The 17,541-nt window shown below is 74.6% G+C and carries 13 protein-coding genes and 2 tRNA genes; 6 read left to right on the top strand and 9 right to left on the bottom strand.

Features of this window, described 5'->3' with window-relative positions:
- Positions 1-130 precede the first annotated feature (130 nt).
- Positions 131-224 (bottom strand) — tRNA-Ser (locus IH54_RS0102800).
- Between the two features lie 339 nt (positions 225-563).
- On the opposite strand from IH54_RS0102800, the gene IH54_RS41330 reads away from it, so the two are divergent.
- Positions 564-953 carry an SSI family serine proteinase inhibitor gene (locus IH54_RS41330; protein WP_052396999.1) on the top strand — a complete coding sequence of 130 codons (390 nt, stop codon included), beginning with the start codon at positions 564-566 and terminating at the stop codon, positions 951-953.
- 435 nt (positions 954-1,388) lie between these two features.
- Positions 1,389-5,261 (top strand): PAS domain-containing protein, encoded by a 3,873-nt coding sequence (locus IH54_RS0102810; protein ID WP_031512590.1) that lies wholly within the window; start codon positions 1,389-1,391, stop codon positions 5,259-5,261.
- 24 nt (positions 5,262-5,285) lie between these two features.
- Here the strand turns inward: IH54_RS0102810 and IH54_RS0102815 are convergent, their stop codons facing one another.
- Positions 5,286-5,888 (bottom strand): carboxymuconolactone decarboxylase family protein, encoded by a 603-nt coding sequence (locus IH54_RS0102815; protein WP_052397000.1) that lies wholly within the window; start codon positions 5,886-5,888, stop codon positions 5,286-5,288.
- Between the two features lie 47 nt (positions 5,889-5,935).
- On the opposite strand from IH54_RS0102815, the gene IH54_RS0102820 reads away from it, so the two are divergent.
- A complete protein-coding gene (locus IH54_RS0102820) occupies positions 5,936-7,510 on the top strand; it encodes a PLP-dependent aminotransferase family protein (RefSeq protein WP_078861885.1) in 1,575 nt (524 codons plus the stop codon).
- Between the two features lie 239 nt (positions 7,511-7,749).
- Here IH54_RS0102820 and IH54_RS0102825 read toward each other — a convergent pair whose 3' ends face one another.
- From IH54_RS0102825 to IH54_RS0102845, 5 genes are all read right to left on the bottom strand, one after another.
- Entirely contained in the window at positions 7,750-9,402 is a 1,653-nt protein-coding gene (locus IH54_RS0102825; RefSeq protein WP_031512593.1) for a long-chain fatty acid--CoA ligase, read from the bottom strand.
- A 99-nt stretch (positions 9,403-9,501) separates the two neighbouring features.
- Complete coding sequence (locus IH54_RS0102830; protein ID WP_031512594.1) at positions 9,502-10,026, bottom strand: SigE family RNA polymerase sigma factor; 525 nt, start codon at positions 10,024-10,026, stop codon at positions 9,502-9,504.
- A gap of 301 nt (positions 10,027-10,327) precedes the next feature.
- A complete protein-coding gene (locus IH54_RS0102835; protein ID WP_031512595.1) occupies positions 10,328-11,188 on the bottom strand; it encodes a DUF1906 domain-containing protein in 861 nt (286 codons plus the stop codon).
- 273 nt (positions 11,189-11,461) lie between these two features.
- Positions 11,462-11,776, bottom strand: a complete 315-nt coding sequence (locus IH54_RS0102840) for a hypothetical protein (protein WP_031512597.1) — start codon at positions 11,774-11,776, stop codon at positions 11,462-11,464.
- Between the two features lie 263 nt (positions 11,777-12,039).
- A complete protein-coding gene (locus IH54_RS0102845; protein WP_031512598.1) occupies positions 12,040-12,780 on the bottom strand; it encodes an SDR family oxidoreductase in 741 nt (246 codons plus the stop codon).
- Positions 12,781-12,905: 125 nt separating this feature from the next.
- On the opposite strand from IH54_RS0102845, the gene IH54_RS0102850 reads away from it, so the two are divergent.
- Both IH54_RS0102850 and IH54_RS0102855 read left to right on the top strand, forming a co-directional pair.
- Positions 12,906-13,385: an RrF2 family transcriptional regulator gene (locus tag IH54_RS0102850; RefSeq protein ID WP_031512599.1), complete on the top strand. Its 480-nt coding sequence runs from the start codon at positions 12,906-12,908 to the stop codon at positions 13,383-13,385.
- Positions 13,386-13,552: 167 nt separating this feature from the next.
- Positions 13,553-14,149 carry a DUF4352 domain-containing protein gene (locus tag IH54_RS0102855; protein ID WP_031512601.1) on the top strand — a complete coding sequence of 199 codons (597 nt, stop codon included), beginning with the start codon at positions 13,553-13,555 and terminating at the stop codon, positions 14,147-14,149.
- Between the two features lie 224 nt (positions 14,150-14,373).
- On the opposite strand, the gene IH54_RS0102860 is transcribed toward IH54_RS0102855, so the two are convergent.
- Together IH54_RS0102860 and IH54_RS0102865 are read right to left on the bottom strand one after the other, a co-directional pair.
- Positions 14,374-14,460, bottom strand: a tRNA-Ser gene (locus IH54_RS0102860).
- A 48-nt stretch (positions 14,461-14,508) separates the two neighbouring features.
- On the bottom strand, positions 14,509-16,251 hold the full coding sequence (locus IH54_RS0102865; protein ID WP_078861886.1) for a S1C family serine protease: 1,743 nt from the start codon (positions 16,249-16,251) through the stop codon (positions 14,509-14,511).
- Between the two features lie 155 nt (positions 16,252-16,406).
- On the opposite strand from IH54_RS0102865, the gene IH54_RS0102870 reads away from it, so the two are divergent.
- Complete coding sequence (locus tag IH54_RS0102870) at positions 16,407-17,321, top strand: glycerophosphodiester phosphodiesterase (RefSeq protein ID WP_052397002.1); 915 nt, start codon at positions 16,407-16,409, stop codon at positions 17,319-17,321.
- Positions 17,322-17,541 lie beyond the last annotated feature (220 nt).

Genomic DNA, 17,541 nt, shown 5'->3' on the forward strand with positions numbered 1-17,541 from the left:
ATCGATAAGGGGGAGGTGGGCTGAGCTGCGGCGGAGGCCCTTGGAGGGGGGATGGCGCAGGTCCGGGGGAAGGGGTGGGGGAAACGGCGAAACCCCGCTGTCCGGGAGGACGGGCGGGGTTCCGGGGAGGTGGCGGAGGCGGAGGGATTTGAACCCTCGATCAGGTGTAAACCCGAAACCGCATTAGCAGTGCGGCGCCATAGACCGGACTAGGCGACGCCTCCAACGCGCGACCCGCGTGAGCGAGCGCGTGTGCAGATGATGGCACAGCCTTGCGGGCTGCGACCAATCGCAGACTACGGTACAAGGCTGCCGGTCGGCAGGGCAAAGGGGTTGGGCGGTCGGGGCGGGTGAACCGCCGGGATCGCGCGGCGCGGCGCGCCCACGAACGGGTGAAATGGGCCACTCCAGGAGTATCGGGGCGGTAAAGGATGGGTATGGCTCTTGTCAGTGCTCGTGCCGCGCACCGCCGTGCAGGCTCTCCCGTCAGTCGTCCCCGTGCCGCCCGGGGGCGTCACCGTGTCCGGGTACTCGGAGCGCTCGGACTCGCCGTCGCCGGAGGTGTGCTGGCCGGCGGGCAGGCCGTCGCCGTCGGCCTGCCCTGGTCCGGGCGCGACGCGGGCGCCGACCGGATCTCGGTGGCGTACGACGACGGCAGCGGGCAGGTCAGGACGCGCACCCTGAGCTGCGGCGGTGCGGTCAGGGCCGAGCAGCTCGCCGCGTGCCGGCAGCTCGACGAGCTGGGCGGGCCGCTCGCCCCCGTGCCCGCGGGGCAGATGTGCTCGATGATCTACGGCGGCCCGCAGACCGCGCACGTCACGGGCATGTGGCGGGGCGAGCCCGTCGACGAGACCTACCGCCGTACGAACGGCTGCGAGGTCGCCCGCTGGAAGCGCATGATCCCCGCGCTCCCCGAGCCCACCTCGGGCGGCCCGCACATCCTCGCCGCCTGAGCCCCGGCGCGCCCGGATCTCCGCGCCGGGTACGTACCCGGCGCCCCGGAGCACGGCTGCGGCGCCGGGCCCCGGCGCGTACCGGGGACGTACCCGGATACGCGCCGGGGGCGCACCGGAGCCTCCGCGAGCATGCCCCGCGGGCGCGCGCTCCGTCGCGCCCCGCAGCGCGCCGTGACCGACGCCACACAAACCCCGCACACATCCGAACCCCTATACGCACAGCCCCACATGGGCATCCGCCGCCCCGCCCCCGTGGCCGACACGTACACTCGCTCTAGTGACATGACCCGGGGGTGGCGGCAAGATGGGCCGCCCGGAAATCGGCCAAGGACAGCCGACGTCGTCGGCCGGTGCAGGCGGGCGGCGGGCCGGCCGTGCGCGGTGCCGGCGCCCGGGGCGAGAACAGTGCGGTGACCAGAGAGGACGCGTCTCGTGAGCAGCAGGCCATCCCGAGGCGCTGCTCGCCTCGCCTCCATACTCGACGCCCTCCCGGACGCCCTGCTCCTGGTGGACGTCAACGGCACCGTGGTGAACGCCAACGCCATAGCGCTGGAGACTTTCGAGTCGCCCGGCACCGCGCTCGTCGGCCGCGGGCTGCTCGACCTGCTGCCCGGATTCGACTCGAAACGCATCCCCGGCTCCATGCGCAGCCCGCGCGAAGCGGCCGAGGACACCCGCACCAAGCCGACCCGGATGGTCGCGCGGCGCACCGACGGCACGGAATTCCCCGTCGAGGTGACCAGCGCCAACCTGGAGGACGGCCGCACCCCGTACGCCGAGTACGTCACCGCGACAGCCCTGCCGCACTACACCGGTGACGAGCTGCTCATGCTCGTCGTCCGCGACCTGACCGGCACGGTCGACACCGAGGCCGAACTCGCCCGCCAGCAGCGGCAGACGGAGATGATCCTGCGCGCCGCCGCCGAAGGCGTGGTCGGCGTGGACACCGCGGGCAAGGTCGTGCTGGTCAACCCGTCGGCCGCGCAGATCCTCGGCTACCGGGCCACCGACCTGGGCGGCAAGGAGCTGCACCCGCTGGTGCACCACTCCCGGCCGGACGGCAGCCCGCTGACGTACGAGGAGACCCCGCTCGCCGACACCCTGCGCAGCGGCCGCAAGCACCGGGTGCGCGGCCAGGTGCTGTGGCGCAAGGACGGCACCGCGGTCCCGGTGGACCTGACGACAGCGCCGGTGCGGGACGGGGACCAGCTGGTCGGCGCGGTCATGACCTTCACCGACCGCACGTCCTTCGACGCGCTCGCCGCCCGTACGGCGCAGCTGCGGGCCCTGCTCGACACGTCGCTGCGCGGCCCGCTCGCGGAGCTGCGCGGCGAGCTGGTGGGCCTCGCGGCCGACCCGGCGGGGCAGCTGTGGCCCGAGGCCAACCAGATACTCCACCACCTCGCGGCTGGCTACGCGCGCATCACCACGCTCATCGACAACGTGCTGGCCTTCCAGCGGCTGGACCGCGGCGAGGAGAAGCTGCGCCGCGCGGACGTCGGTCTGGACCAGGTCATCGCGGCGGCCGTCGAGGGCGCGACCGAGCTCATCGGGCCCGGGCGCGCGCAGTTCGCGGTGCACGCGCCGCCCATCCAGGCCGCGGTGGACGGCGAGCGCATGGCGCAGGCGCTGGCCCACCTGATCGCGGACGTCGCGGGCATCGACTCGGCCGGCAACGCGCAGGCCTTCGCCGGCGACTCGACGATCGTGGTGGCCGCGGCCGCGCGCGGCGACGTCATCCGCATCGACGTGCGCGGCCCGCACCCCGGCGGCGACCCGGTCCACTTCCCGCTGGCCCGCGGCATCGTCGAGCGGCACGGCGGCGTCCTCCAGACCCACGAGGTCCCCGGCGCGGGCAGCGCGTACGTCCTGGAGGTGCCGGCCGGAAAGGGCGGCTCCGCGGGCGACTCGGACGGTACGCAGACGGCCTCGGGTACGGAGCAGGCGCACGCCGGCGCGGACGCGGCCCCCCGGGGCGCCCGGCGCGCGTCCGGCGACGGCGACGCGCCCCGCGAGTCCGAGACGACCGTGATGCCCCTCTCGACGGAGCCGGTACGCGGCACGCACACCCCCGGCGGCGACGGTACGGGCAAGCCGGGCGGCGACGCGGCCGCCTGGTCCGCGCAGGGCCAGGCCCAGATGCAGGCGCAGGCCGCGGCCCAGGCGCAAGCCCAGGCCGCCGGGCAGGGCCACCCGCAGGCGCACACCCCCGGCCGGCCGAACGCCCCGCACGCCCCCGAGCAGGACGCCGCCCCCACCGGGCGCCGGCGTGCGCTCCGCCGTCCGGAGGGCCGTCCCGAGCCCGCGCCCGCCGCCCCGGTCGCAGCCGCGGAACCCCAGCAGTCCCAGCAGTCCCAGCCGACCGGCCGCCGCCGTGCCCGCGCCGAGGAGCAGCAGGCCCCCGCCCCGGCGACCGAGCGCGCCGAGCTGCCGCCCGTCCCGATCCCCAACGCCCTCCCGGCCGCGGCCCAGGACACGCCCGGCGCACAGCAGCAGCTTTCGCCCGCGCAGCACCAGCTCCCGCCCGGCGCGCCGATCGGCGGCAACGGCCCGCACGGCGGCCAGGAGCCGGCGGGCGGCTCCGGCGCGCAGGCCGGCCAGAACGGCCAGAACGGCCAGAACGTTCAGAACGCACGCCGCCGCGCCGCCCACCGCGCCCCCGGAACCCCCGCGCCCGCCGAGCCGCAGGCCCCGGCCCCCGGCGCCGGCCTGGCCCCCGTCGTACCGCACCAGCCGCAGCCCCCGGTGCCCGCACCCGCGCAGCAGCCCGCGTCGCAGGCCGTGCCGGTGCAGCAGCCCGCCCCCCAGTCGTGGCCCGACGCCGGGCAGGCCGTGCCGGCCACCCCGCAGGCCTGGCCCAGCGCGCCCGGCCAGCCCGTGGCCCCCGCGTCTCCGGCGTCCCCCGCGGCCCCCGCCGCCGAGACGCCCGCGCTGCCGCCGGCCACCGAGTGGCCCGCCGCCCCCGGCAACGGCGGAGGCAACGGCAACCGCCCGGCGCTCGCCTCGCCCCCGCCGCAGCTCCCCGGCCCGGCCGCGGGCCAGCCGCAGGACCCGACGCACAGCACGTACGGCCGGGCCATAAGCGTCCGCACCCTCGGCCAGGGCGTCTTCGCCCCCGGACCGAACGGCCAGACGGACCCGCAGGGCCTGCCCGCCGAGGTCGCCGCGGGCGGTTCCGGGCGCCGCCGCCGGCTGAGCCCCGACCGCACCACCGACGAGGCGCCGTCCACCCGCAGCCTCATCCAGCAGGTGCCGAGCCAGCCGCACGGTCCGGGCGGCGAGGGCCAGGCCCGCCAGCACCCGCAGGCGGACCCGGACAGCGGACAGCTGCCCGTACGCCGTCCCGGCGCGCAGACGTCCCAGGCGCCCCAGGCTCCGCAGACCGCGCCCGCCCCCTCCGCGGAGGAGGAGACGGCGCTGCTGCGTCCCGTTCCCGCGGCGCCCGCGGCCGTGGCCGTACCGCCCGTGCAGCCGCCGGGCCGGTCGTACGCCATAGGCGCGCCCGCGGCCGGTGCCGCGGAAGGGCCGGAGCCGCTGGACGGGCCGAACGGCGCCGTCGACGTCACCGACATGGCGGACGACCGGCTGGAAGAGCCCCTGGACGAGCCGCGCCGGCTGCTGGTGTGGCCCGAGCCCGACGTCTCGACGCGCCAGGCGCTCACCGACCGTGGCTACCGTCCGGTGATCGTACGGTCGCGCGAGGAGGTCGACGCGCAGGTCGCCGAGCCGCCCGCCGCGCTCTTCGTCGACCCGCTGACCGGGCCGATCACCCGTACCGCGCTCCAGGCGCTGCGCCAGGCCGCGGCCGCCGCCGATGTCCCCGTGCTGGTCACGGCGGGTCTCGGGCAGGCGACCCGGGAGGCGGCGTACGGCGCGGACCCGGCGGTGCTGCTCAAGGCGCTCGCCCCGCGCGACAGCGAGCAGCACCCGCCGCGGGTGCTGCTCGTCGAGGGCCACGAGCCGATCGCGCAGGCCTTCGCCGCCACGCTGGAGCGGCGCGGCATGCAGGTCGCGCACGCCGGTTCGGAGGCCGAGGCGATGACGAAGGCCGCGCAGGTCCACCCCAACCTCGTGGTGATGGACCTGATGCTGATCCGCCGCCGCAGGCAAGGCATCGTCGACTGGCTGCGCGGCCACCAGCGGCTCAACACCACGCCGCTGGTCGTCTACACCTCCGCCGACATCGACCCGGCCGAGCTGCCGCGGCTCGCGTCCGGTGAGACGGTCCTCTTCCTCGCCGAGCGCTCCACCAGCACGGACGTGCAGTCCCGGATCGTCGACCTGCTGGGCAAGATCGGCACGTGACGCCGGACCGGCTGCCGCCCCGGCTCAGCTGCGGGCGGCAACGCGCATGTCGGTGCCCGCGCGGCGGGCGCTGGTGATCGCGATGCGGTTCCAGGTGTTGATGGAGATGATCTTCGCCAGCAGGTGCGCCAGCTCCGTCTCGTCGAAATGCGCCGCGGCCTCGTCGTAGACGTCGTCCGGCACCCCGCCCTGCGAGACGAGCGTGACCGCCTCGGTGAAGGCGAGCGCCGCCTGCTCCTTGGGCGTGTAGAAGTGCCGGGCCTCGCGCCAGGCCGCGAGCAGGTACAGCCGCTCCTCGCTCTCGCCGTGCTTGCGCGCGTCCTTGGTGTGCATGTGCAGGCAGTACGCGCAGCCGTTGAGCTGGGAGGCACGGATCTCGACGAGCTCGGCGACGGTGGGGTCGAGCCCGGCGCGGGCGGCGGCGTCGAAGGCGATCTGCGCCTTGAACGCGGCGGGGGCGTGCTGGGCGAGTTCGAGCGCCCGGGAGCGGGCGGGGGCGTTCGCCGTGGCCGCGGTGGTCGCCGTGGTGGCGGTGGTCGCGGTGGTCGCGGTGGCCGCGGTGGTCGCGGTGGTCGCGGTGGTCGCGGTGGTCGCGGTGGTGGGCTGCTGCGTCGTTGTCGTCGTCATGCACAGGAGCTTAGGAAGCGCAGTGACCTGACATAGAGTGCAATTCCATGACGGATTCGCGGGTCAATTCGCTGCCGGACGGCGGGGGTACGGGTGGGGGCCCGGCCGCGGAGGCCGGTACGGGCGGGGGTACGGGCGGGGGTACGGACGGCGGTCCCGGCTGGGCGGAGGCGGCCGGCGGGCTCGGGCGGGACCTGCACCTGGAGCTGTCCGCGCGCGGCGGGGGCCGGGGCAGCGGGCGGCGGGCCGCGCTGACGGCGGCGCTGCGCGAGGCCGTACGCGGCGGGCGCCTCGCGCCGGGCACCCGGCTGCCGCCGTACCGCTCGCTGGCCGCCGACCTCGGCATGGCCCGCAACACGGTCGCGGACGCGTACGCCGAACTCGTCGCCGAGGGCTGGCTGTCCGCCCGCCAGGGCTCGGGCACGCGGGTCGCCGACCGGCCCGCGCCGCCGATCGCACCGAGCGGCCCGCCGCCCGCGCCCGCCGCGCCGCCGCCCGGCTCCCGTCCGGTGCACGACCTGCGCGAGGGCATCCCGTACACCGCGTCCTTCCCGCGCACCGCCTGGCTCGCGGCGACCCGGCGGGCGCTCGCCGCGGCGCCCAACGACGCCTTCGGGCCCGGCGATCCGCGCGGCCGGATCGAGCTGCGGCGCGCCCTCGCGGACTACCTCGCGCGGGCCCGGGGCGTACGGACGTCGCCGGAGCGGCTCGTGGTGTGCTCGGGCACGGCGGGCGCGCTGCGGCTGCTCGCGTCACTGCCGCAGCTGCGGTCGGCGCCGCTCGCGGTCGAGGCGTACGGGCTGCCGTTCCACCGCAGCCTGCTCACCGGCGCGGGCCTGCGCACCACGCCGCTTCCGGTGGACGCCGACGGCGCCGACCCGGCATGCCTCCCGACGTCCGGCGCGGGGGCCGTACTTCTCACGCCCGCGCACCAGTTCCCGACCGGCTCGGCCCTGCACCCGGACCGCCGGGCGGCGGCGGTGGGCTGGGCGCGGGCGGCGGACGGGCTGGTCCTGGAGGACGACTACGACGGCGAATTCCGTTACGACCGGCAGCCGGTGGGGGCGGTGCAGGGGCTGGACCCCGAACGGACCGTCTACCTGGGCTCGGTGAGCAAGAGCCTCAGCCCCGCGCTGCGGCTGGGCTGGATGGCGTTGCCCGCCCACCTGGTGGCGGAGGTGGTCGCGGCGAAGGGCGAGCGCGAGCCATGGGCGGGGGCGCTGGACCAGTTGACGCTCGCCGCCTTCATCGAGTCCGGCGGCTACGACCGTCATCTGCGCGGCATGCGGCAGCGCTACCGGCGCCGCCGCGACCAACTCGCCGCCGTACTCGCGGAGCAGGCCCCGCACATCGAGGTGACCGGCATCTCGGCGGGCCTGCACGCGGTGCTCCGCCTCCCGCCGGGCACGGAGGCGGCGGTGGCCCGTGCCGCGGCCTTCCAGGGCGTCGCGCTGGGCGCGCTGGGGGATTACCTGCATCCGGACGCGCCGCCCGCCACCGGGGAGTCGGCCGCCGGGTCCGGCATTCCCGCGGACGGCCTGGTCGTGGGGTACGCGGCCCCGCCGGACCACTCCTTCACGGCCGCGCTGGCCGCGCTGTGCGGGGTGTTGCCGTCGGGCTGAACTCAACGGAATAGCCGGGGCGGCGAGTTGGTGAACTGCGCCGGGCCAGCACGGGACTTGGGGCTCCGGCGGCTTCAACACCCTCACGGGTCAGTTGCTTCGGACGACACGCCGGACGTACGCCCGTACACGGCACGGTGGTTGCCCGTCGAACCGATCGAACTCCCCTTTCTGCTCCGTGAGTTCGTACGGCCCGGTGCCGCGGTTCCGCGTCGCCCCGGGGCTTTCGGAGCAGGGCCTCAGAGCCGCGTGACGTCCAGCTCGCCGTCCGCGTACGACTTGCGGATCACCTTCTTGTCGAATTTCCCGACGCTCGTCTTCGGCACCGCAGGAACGACCGCCCAGCGCTCGGGCACCTGCCAGTGCGCGATCCGCTCGGCGAGGAAGTCCCGCAGTTCCTGGTAGCCGGTGCTCGTGCCCTCGAGCAGCACCACCGTGGCGAGCGGGCGCTCTCCCCAGCGCTCGTCGGGCACCGCCACGACCGCGGCCTCGGCCACGTCCGGGTGGGACATCAGCACGTTCTCCAGCTCGACCGAGGAGATCCACTCGCCGCCCGACTTGATGACGTCCTTGGCGCGGTCGGTGAGGGTGAGGAAGCCGTCCGGCGAGATGACGCCGACGTCACCCGTGCGCAGCCACCCGTCGGGGCTGAACTTGTCCTCGGGCCGCAGCGGCTCCGCCCCCGCGCCCCCGTAGTACGCCCCCGCGATCCAGGGGCCGCGCACCTCCAGCTCGCCCGCCGACTCGCCGTCCCACGGCATCTCGGAGCCGTCCGGCCCGATGAGCCGCGGCTCGACGGAGGCCGGGAAGCGCCCCTGCGTGACGCGGTACGCCCACTCCTCCGCCTCGCTCTCCAGGCCGCCCGGCGGCAGCGCGACCGTACCGAGCGGCGACGTCTCCGTCATGCCCCAGGCGTGGCAGAGCCGTACGCCCAGCTGCTCGTCGAAGGCCTTCATGAGTGAGGGCGGGCAGGCCGAGCCGCCGATGGTCACCCGGGAGAGCGAGCTGACGTCCCGCGGCTTGGCCGTCAGCTCGGCGAGCAGCCCCTGCCAGATGGTGGGCACGGCGGCGGCGTGTGTGGGCCGCTCGCTCTCGATCATCTCGGCGAGCGGGCCGGGCTGGAGGAAGCGGTCCGGCATGAGCAGGTTGACCCCGCTCATGAAGGCCGCGTGCGGCAGCCCCCACGCGTTCACGTGGAACATCGGCACGACGGGCAGGCTGGTGTCGTGGTCGGTCAGGCCCATCGACTCCGCGCTGCCGACCTGCATGGAGTGCAGGTAGATGGAGCGGTGCGAGTAGACGACGCCCTTCGGGTCGCCCGTGGTCCCGGAGGTGTAGCACATGGCGGCGGCGGCGCGCTCGTCCAGCTCGGGCCAGTCGTAGCGGGCGGGGCGGCCGGCGAGCAGTTCCTCGTAGTCGTGCACGGCGGGGCGGCAGCCGTCGAGCAGCGCGCGGTCGCCGGGGCCGACGACCACGATGTGCTCCAGCGGCTCCATGCGCGGCAGCAGCGGGGCGAGCAGCGGCAGCAGCGAGCCGTTGACCAGCAGCACCCGGTCGGCGGCGTGGTTGACGATCCAGGTGAGCTGGTCGGCGGGCAGCCGCAGGTTGAGCGTGTGGAGGACCGCGCCCATGGAGGGGATGGCGAGGTATGCCTCCATGTGCTCGCAGTTGTTCCACATGAGGGTGGCGACCCGGTCGCCCTCGACCACGCCGAGGCCGTCCCGCAGCCCGTTCGCGAGCTGCACCGCCCGCACGCCGACCTCCCGGAAGGTCCGGCGCTGCGGCTCGGCGTCACCCGTCCACGTCGTGACCCGCGACCTGCCGTGCACCAGCGTCCCGTGCACGAGGATGCGGGTCACGGTCAGCGGTACGTCCTGCATCGTGCTCAGCACAACGGGCCTCCGGCGGGCTCACGGGATCGGCGAGGGTTTCCCGATTGTGCTGGCATACCGGGTGGTATGTCACTACCCCCTGCGGGGGCCGCCGCGGCCTCAGGCCACGCACAGCTCCAGTTCCGGGTCGTCGCGAAGCTTGCCGAGGGCGCGGGAGACGGCGCTCTTGACCGTGCCGACGGAGACGCCCATCGCCTCGGCCGTCTGGGCCTCGCTCATGTCCTCGTAGTAGCGGAGCACGACCATGGCGCGCTGACGCGGGGGCAGCCGGGATATCGCGCGCAGCAGCGCGTCCCGCTGGGCCTGCTGCTCGGTGAGGTCGGGCAGGCCCGCCGTCGTGGGCTCGGGCAGCTCGTCCGTGCTGAACTCGTCGACCTTGCGCTTGCGCCACTGGGAGGTCCGCGTGTTGACCAGGGTGCGCCGCACGTAGCCGTCGAGGGCCCGGTGGTCGTCGATCCGGTCCCAGGCGAGGTAGGTCTTGGTCAGTGCCGTCTGGAGCAGATCCTCCGCGTCGGCGGGGTTGGGGGTCAGGGAGCGCGCGGTGCGCAGCAGCGTCGGGCCCTTGGTCCGGACGTAGGCCGTGAACTGCGTTGTGCCGGCGCGGGTGCACACAGGCGTGGTCATGGCTCAACGCTAGGCGCCGGGGCGGCCCGCGCGGATCGGCCGCAGGTGCCGAAAGGAGATCACCCTCAGGTCGTAGGCCGGGGGTTTGCCCCACCCCCCGAGGGGGGAGCCGGGCCTCAGGGTCGGACGGGGGGTACACCCTCAGATGTACGGCACCCCGCTCCACCGGCGCGGATCCGCGCCCCCTCGCGGGGGCGGCGTGCGGGGGCGTGGAGCGGGCATGTACGGGGGCGCGGGGTGTCGAGCGCACAGGAACCGGGGGCGGGGGGGCGAACCCACAGGAACCGGAGGCGCGGGGCGGTCAGTCGACGATTGCGACCGGTGCGTCGATCAGGTCGCGGTCGACGGTGAGCGTCTCGCCGCCGTGCGTCTCGGTCACGCTCCCGGCGTACTGGTGGATCCGGGCGTGCGAAGCCCATGCGTCGGCGGCGAGCACCGGCTCGTCGGTGAGCGTCGCGTCCACGCCCCAGCGGGCGTACCAGACGACGTCGGGCAGGTCACCGACTCCCGCCCGGCGGGCCGTCTCGATGTGCCGGATGCCGGAGTCGGCGCTGCTGTAGAAGCCGGCGAGGTAACCGGCGGCCTGGACCTCGCGGTCCCAGCCGCGCACGAAGGTGAGGGTCGCTGCGGCGCAGTCCGCGTCCTGCGTGTCGTAGGCCTCCATGTCGAGGTACAGCGGGCTGCCCTTGCCCAGGCCCAGCGCCTTCGCCGCGGCGATCGCGTCCTCGCCCTCCGTTCCGCCCTGCGCGGAGGCGAGGAGCGGGTCGATGCGGTAGGGGTTCTTGTTGGAGCCGTTGACGCACGGGCTCTGCGAGCCGACGTAGATGGGCAGCAGGTTCCAGCCGTCCGCCGTGGTCTGCCGCACCCAGTCGGTCGTGAGGTGGAGCTGGCTCTTGCATGCGCGGGCGCGCCCGCCGAAGTAGATACCGACCCCGCGGTAGGCGGTCGAGGCACGCCAGGCGCGCATCGTCGCCAGGTCGGGCGCCTGGCACGTGTCGAAGCCGGCCCCCTGGAAGATCCGGGGCACGGTGTCGCCGCGGTTCGCCCCCGTGGCGTCCGGCGCGGCGGCGGCGCTCATCGCGGGGAGAAGCAGGCCGGTCATCGTCAAGGTGCCCACCAGGAGGTGGCGTACATAACGGATGAATCCACTTCTGTCGGTCATTTCAGCGAGTCAACGCGGGCAACGCCCGCGGCACACGCAGACACGCCGCCGCACACCCGTCTGCGACGGATTCCACCCCTGCCACCTCCTTGCCCCCACCTCCCCCTCGGGCCTCACCGCTCCCTCCCGGCACTGTTTGTCCACAGCCTGTGGACGAATCCCCACATCACCCCCTGATGGGCGCGCGACGGCACGGGGAGACCGTCGCGCGCCCGGACCCGGCTCAACCGACCGGCGAGCACCTCGCACACCGGGGCCGGGTCGATCGGAGGGTCACCCGAACCAGAGCGGCGAGAAGTGGACGTCGACGGCGCTCTGGTCGATGGCGGTGAACCCGGAACCGGCCACGCTCGCCTGGCTGTTCCGGTTCGACGCACCCGGGCCGGTGGCCACCTGCTGGGTCGTCGTCACGTTGCCGAAGTTGTCCCCGACGACATTCCCCCCGGAGTTGCTCACGACCGTCGCGGCCGACTGACCACCTGCGAAAGCGCCGTCGTCCGCCGCGGCGGTGCCCGCCGCGAACAGCACCGCCGCAACGGGCAGTCCCGCCACGGCGGCCAGGACACGGACGGTACGGATGCTTGCCATGGTGTTCCCTCCCAGGAAACAGAATTCCGAACTCGGACCTGCTGTCTGCGGCGGAGCGGCCGGCCGACCGCTCCTCCCGCCCCTCTGACGGCGTCGCCAAGATCAGATTGCCCAGCGCGCTCCGACCGATGCGCCCGCGTACTCCTTTTCCCTCCCAAGCGTGACGATCCGTCTGTAAACACCCCTGACGCCTCTTTCCGGATCACCGCGGAAGCGCGGCGCACCCGCCGCGCACGCCTCCCCACGTCCGGCGAATCCGCAGGTCAGAGCTTCCTCTGGAGCCAGTCGCGGTAGTGCGTGGGCGAGAGCCGGGCGTCCGGGCCGCCGATCAGCACGTCGCCGTCGACCGCCGCGAACATCCCCGCGGTCCCGTCGGTGACGACCTCGCGGCCGTCGCCCTTCAACTCCAGCGTGAGCCGGCCGAGGTCGTCGAGCGTGAAGACGTCCGGGCCCGCGACGTTTCGGATGCCGCCCAGCGGCGCACCCGTCGCGACCTCGTGGACGGCGGCCGCGACATCCGCGGCGGCCATCGGCTGGACCGGCGTCGCGGGCAGCCGCACCGTCCGCTCGTCCGAGGTCCACGACAGCACCGCGTCGACGAACTCGAAGAACTGCGTGGCCCGCACGATCGAGTACGGCGTCGGCCCCTGCCGCAGCAGCTCCTCCTGCAGCACCTTGGCCCGGTAGTAGTCCAGTCCCGGCACCTGGTCGACGCCCACGATCGACAGCACCACCTGGTGCCCCACCCCGGCGCGCTCGCCCGCCGCGAGCAGGTTGCCCATCGACGTGCGGAAGAAGTCGAGGGACTTGTCGTCGAAGGTCGGCGAGTTCGACAGGTTGACCACGACCCCGGCACCCTCCAGGGCCTTGTCGAGGCCCTCACCGGTGATCACGTCGACCCCCGTGGACGGCGACGCGGCCACGGCCTCGTGCCCCGCTGCCGCCAGCTTCGCGACCACCTGCGAGCCGATCAGACCCGTACCGCCGATAACGGTGAACTTCATCACTGCCACCTCTCGCGCGCACTCCACGCGCTAACTCGGACAATCTCTGTCCGAGATGATAGTCGGATAGTCTTTGTCCGAGTCAAGCGAAGCACCGGGCCTTTGCACGGGACGGAGGGACGGGCGTGAAGATCTCCGGCGGAGTCGAGTGGGCGCTGCACTGCTGCGTCGTCCTGACGACCGCGAGCGAGCCGGTGCCGGCGGCGCGGCTGGCCGAGCTGCACGACGTCTCCGCGAGCTACCTGGCCAAGCAGCTCCAGGCCCTCTCCCGGGCCGGCCTCGTGCAGTCCGTCCAGGGCAAGGCCGGCGGCTACGTGCTGACCCGGCCGCCCGCGCAGATCACCGTGCTGGACGTCGTCACCGCCGTGGACGGCGCCCAGCCCGCCTTCACCTGCACCGAGATCCGGCAGCGCGGCCCCCTCGCCTCACCCCCCGAGGCCTGCACCCGCCCCTGCGCCATCACCCGCGCGATGGCGAGCGCGGACGCGGCGTGGCGCGCGACGCTGCGGGGTATATCCGTCGCCGACCTCGCCGCAGAGGTGACCGGCGACTACGGCCCGGAGGCGCTCCCCGCGATCGGAGCCTGGCTCAGCGCGGGACCGTGACGGCGCGCCAGGGGGTGCGACGGTGGCCGCGCGCCCGCGTTCCGGCCGTACGTGACGCCCTCGCCCGCCACCCCAACAGCCGCCTCCGAGCAGGACCTTCGGCAGTTTTCATCACAGGTCCATCACATTTCCTCCACATGATGCGCCCGATCCGCCACGCTGGCCCGATGCGCACCCGTATCGCCGCCGCGGCCGTGACCGCCGCCGCCCTCACCACCCTCACGGCCTGCTCGTCCGGCAGCGGCAGCACCGTCAAGTCCGCCCCCGACAAGCCCGCCGCGACGACGGCCGCCGCCCGGCCCACCACTGCGGCCCCCACGACCACGACGGCTGCCCCCGCACCCACGGCGGCGGCCGTCGGCGACACCATCACCGTGAGCGGCGACGAGGGCGTGAAGCTCGCCATCACCCTCAAGAAGTGGAACAACACCGCCCGCAGCACGGACCAGTACTTCACCCCCGAGCCCGGGAAGACGTGGGTCGCCGGCCAGTTCGAGATCAGGAATGTCGGCACCGCCGTCTACGACGACAGCCCCGGCAACTGCGTCCAGGCCGCCGACGCCCAGGGCCAGCGCTTCGACGAGGCCCTCCTCGACGCGATCACCGCCGGCCCCCTGATGCCCTCCGAGCTCAAACTCCCCCCGGGCGACGTCGCCCTGGGCTGGCTCGTCTTCCAGGTCCCCAAGCCCGCGGCTGTCACCCGCGTCCAGTACACCCCCAACTCCGGCTTCGCCGAAGAAACGGCCCAGTGGACGACGAAGTAGCCCACCCGCCCCCACCCGCCCCCACCCGCGAGGCCGCCGCCTCCCCCGCCCGATCACCGGAAGACGGCCTGGCTGACGCCGGCAACCGACGACGCGGACCTTGCGGGGATGTGCGAGGCAGGACCGTCCCCGCGGGCGGGGCGGCGGGATCAGGACGGCGAAACACGCGAGAGCGGGTCTCGGACTTCCGAGACCCGCCCTCACCTGCGCTTTCACCGCCAGTGCGGAGGCTGTGGGATTTGAACCCACGGTGACATCGCTGCCACGACGGTTTTCAAGACCGTTCCCTTCGGCCGCTCGGGCAAGCCTCCCCGCGGCGCCCTGGCCCCCGTGGGGGGGTGGGCGCTGCGGGGGTCAGCCTACTGCGGGGAGTCGCCGACGCGGGAGCCGAGGGTGACGGTGGTGGTGTGGGTGGACCCGTCACGGGTGTAGGTGACGGAGACCTTCTCGTTGGGCTGGTGCTGCCAGATCTCGCCGATCAGGGTCTCGTCGCTGTCGACGATCGTGTGGTCGAACTCGGTGATGACGTCGCCGGGCTTGAGGCCCGCCTTGTCGCCGGGGCCGCCCGCGGTGACGCCGTCGGAGCCGTCGGCGATCTTCGCGCCGTCGCCCTGGTACTGGCTGTCGACCTGGACCTCCATGACCGGGTAGACGGGCTTGCCGGTCTTGATGAGCTCGTCGGCGACGCGCTTGGCCTGGTTGATCGGGATGGCGAAGCCGAGGCCGACGCTGCCGCCCTGGCTGCCGGGCTGGGTGTTGCCGCCGGGCTGGATCGCGGAGTTGATGCCGATGACGGCCCCGTTGGCGTTGAGGAGGGGGCCGCCGGAGTTGCCGGGGTTGATGGACGCGTCCGTCTGGATCGCGCTCATGTAGGACGCCTGCGAGCCCTGGCCGTCGCTGGACGCGACCGGGCGGTGGACGGCGCTGACGATGCCGGTGGTCACCGTGCCGGACAGGCCGAAGGGGGCGCCGATCGCGATGGTGGCGTCGCCCACTGCCGCGTTGTCGGAATTGCCGAGCGGCAGCGGCGAGAGCTTGACGCCCGAGGCGTTCTTGAGCTTGATGACGGCCACGTCGTAGCCCTGGGCGCGGCCGATGACCTCCGCGTCGTACGTCTTGCCGTTGGAGAAGGTGACCGTCAGCTTGCCGCCGTCGGCGGCGGGGGCGACGACGTGGTTGTTGGTGAGGATGTGGCCCTGGGTGTCGTAGACGAAGCCGGTGCCCGTGCCGCTCTCCTGGCTGCCGCTCGCCTTGATCGTCACGACGCGGGGGAGCGCGGTGTTGGCGATGCCGGCGACGGAGGTGGGGGCGCGGTTGAGGGCCTTCTGGCTGCCGCCGTCGGCGACGGTCGTGGACGTCGACGTGTCGTTCTTGTCGTTGTGCTCCGCGGCCCAGTAGCCGATGCCGCCGCCGACCCCGCCGGCGACCAGGGCCGCCACCAGGACCGCGGCGACCAGGCCGCCGACGCCGCGGCGCTTGCGTCCGCCGTCCGGGGGTACGGGCGCGGGCTGGCCCCACACCGGGCCCTCGGGGCCGCCGGGGGCCCCGTAGCCGGGCTGGGTCTGCGGGGGCTGGCCCCCGGTGGCGTACGAGGGCGTGACCGGCACGGCGTACGGGTCCTGCGGCGGCTGCGGGCCGTGCTGCGGCTGCGCGGGCTGCGGGGCCTGGTGCGGCGGCTCCGCGCCGAACGCGGCGTGCTGCCCGTAGCCCTGCGGCTGGGCCGGCACCACGGGCGGCTGGGCGTCGGCGACGGGCGGCCGGGGCTGCGCCGGTACGGGCGCGGCCCCGGGGGCGTCGTACGCGGACGGCTTGGCGTCGTACGCGGGGGCGGCGGGCGCCGCGGGCTCGTACGCCGGGGCGGCCTGCGGCTGCTGGTGGGCGAGCGCGGCAGGCGGCGGGCCGTACGGCGACGGCGGTCCCACCGGCGGAGGCGCCTGCGTCGGCAGGACCTCGGTGCGCGCGGCGTCGTCCGTGGGCGCCGGCGGGGTCGCCGGAGGAGCGGGAGCCTGTGCCGCCGAGGCACCGTCGTACGCCGCACCGCCGGGTGCGGCCGCCGCCGACTCCGCAGCCGGGACGGAACCGGCTTCGTTTTCGGTGCTCACAGCGTTTCTCCTCGGTTCAGGACAGAGTGGTGGGCCGAACACAGCATTTCCCACGGCGTGTCGGACCACCGTAAGCGGGAGCTGTGCATGTCAGGGACGCGTGCGCCGGGAGCCGGTTCGCGTGGCGGCCGCCGAGGCGGTGGCACCATGAACCGGTGACACATGTGCGCGCGGTCCCGGAGGCGTACCCGCAGGGGCGACCTGTCCAGGTCGTCGCCCATCGGGGTGCTTCCGAAGATGTACCAGAACATACGCTCGCCGCGTACCGGAAAGCCATCGAGGACGGCGCCGACGCCCTGGAGTGCGACATCCGGCTGACGGCGGACGGCGAGCTGGTGTGCGTGCACGACTGGCGCGTCAACCGTACGTCCAACGGCCGCGGGGCGGTCTCCTCGCTGGAGCTGGCCGACCTCGCCGCGCTGGACTTCGGCTCCTGGAAGGGGCGGCAGGCCGATCCGGAGGCGCCGGAGCGGGATCCCGCCGATCCCGCCGGGCCCGCGGCTCCGGGCAACCCGGAGGAGCGCAGCCGCGTGCTGACCCTGCGGCGGCTGCTGGAACTCGTCGCGGACACCGACCGCCGGGTGGAGCTGGCCATCGAGACCAAGCACCCGACGCGCTGGGCCGGACAGGTGGAGGAGCGGCTGATCGAGATGCTGCGCGCCTTCGGCCTTGACCGGCCCTCACCGGCCGGGGCGCCCTCCCAGGTGCGGGTGATGAGCTTCTCGTCCCGCTCGCTGCGCCGGGTGCGGCTCGCGGCACCCGCACTGCCGACCGTCTACCTCATGCAGTACGTGTCGCCGCGGCACCGCGACGGGCGGATTCCCGCGGGGGTGCGCATCGCCGGCCCGAGCATGCGCATCGTGCGGGCGAACCCGGGGTACGTGGCGCGGTTGCACAGCGCCGGGAACCGCGTCCACGTCTGGACGGTCGACGAGCCCGCCGACGTGGAGCTCTGCGCCCGGCTCGGCGTCGATGCCGTCATCACCAACCGGCCGCGGCAGGTACGCGCCCAGCTCGCGGCGATCGACGGGGCCGGTGGCGCGGGCGGCGACGACGGGCTCCGGCGCTGAACCGGCGCCCACCGGAACGGAAGGAGCGCACGGCCGCGCCGGGGACCGGCACCGGAGCCGCGCCGGGCCGGGTGGCGGACCCGCGACCGGACCGGGCGCGGAACGCCGTGGCGGGGGTCGGGTGGCGGGATATCCACCCTGCATATTGCGGCGGCACGGCAATACGCCGCGGGGTCACGGCCGGGCGGGCGCCGGACACCCGGGGCGCGGCAATATGCGG

Origin of the sequence: Streptomyces sp. NRRL F-5123 (assembly GCF_000721495.1) — a bacterium.
Taxonomy (GTDB): Bacteria; Actinomycetota; Actinomycetes; order Streptomycetales; family Streptomycetaceae; genus Actinacidiphila.

Coding starts and splice junctions, on each gene's coding strand:
- IH54_RS0102815 (WP_052397000.1), bottom strand. CDS start 5,888: ATGACGACGACAACGACGCAGCAGCCCACCACCGCGACCACCGCGACC.
- IH54_RS0102820 (WP_078861885.1), top strand. CDS start 5,936: ATGACGGATTCGCGGGTCAATTCGCTGCCGGACGGCGGGGGTACGGGT.
- IH54_RS0102830 (WP_031512594.1), bottom strand. CDS start 10,026: ATGACCACGCCTGTGTGCACCCGCGCCGGCACAACGCAGTTCACGGCC.
- IH54_RS0102835 (WP_031512595.1), bottom strand. CDS start 11,188: ATGACCGACAGAAGTGGATTCATCCGTTATGTACGCCACCTCCTGGTG.
- IH54_RS0102840 (WP_031512597.1), bottom strand. CDS start 11,776: ATGGCAAGCATCCGTACCGTCCGTGTCCTGGCCGCCGTGGCGGGACTG.
- IH54_RS0102845 (WP_031512598.1), bottom strand. CDS start 12,780: ATGAAGTTCACCGTTATCGGCGGTACGGGTCTGATCGGCTCGCAGGTG.
- IH54_RS0102855 (WP_031512601.1), top strand. CDS start 13,553: ATGCGCACCCGTATCGCCGCCGCGGCCGTGACCGCCGCCGCCCTCACC.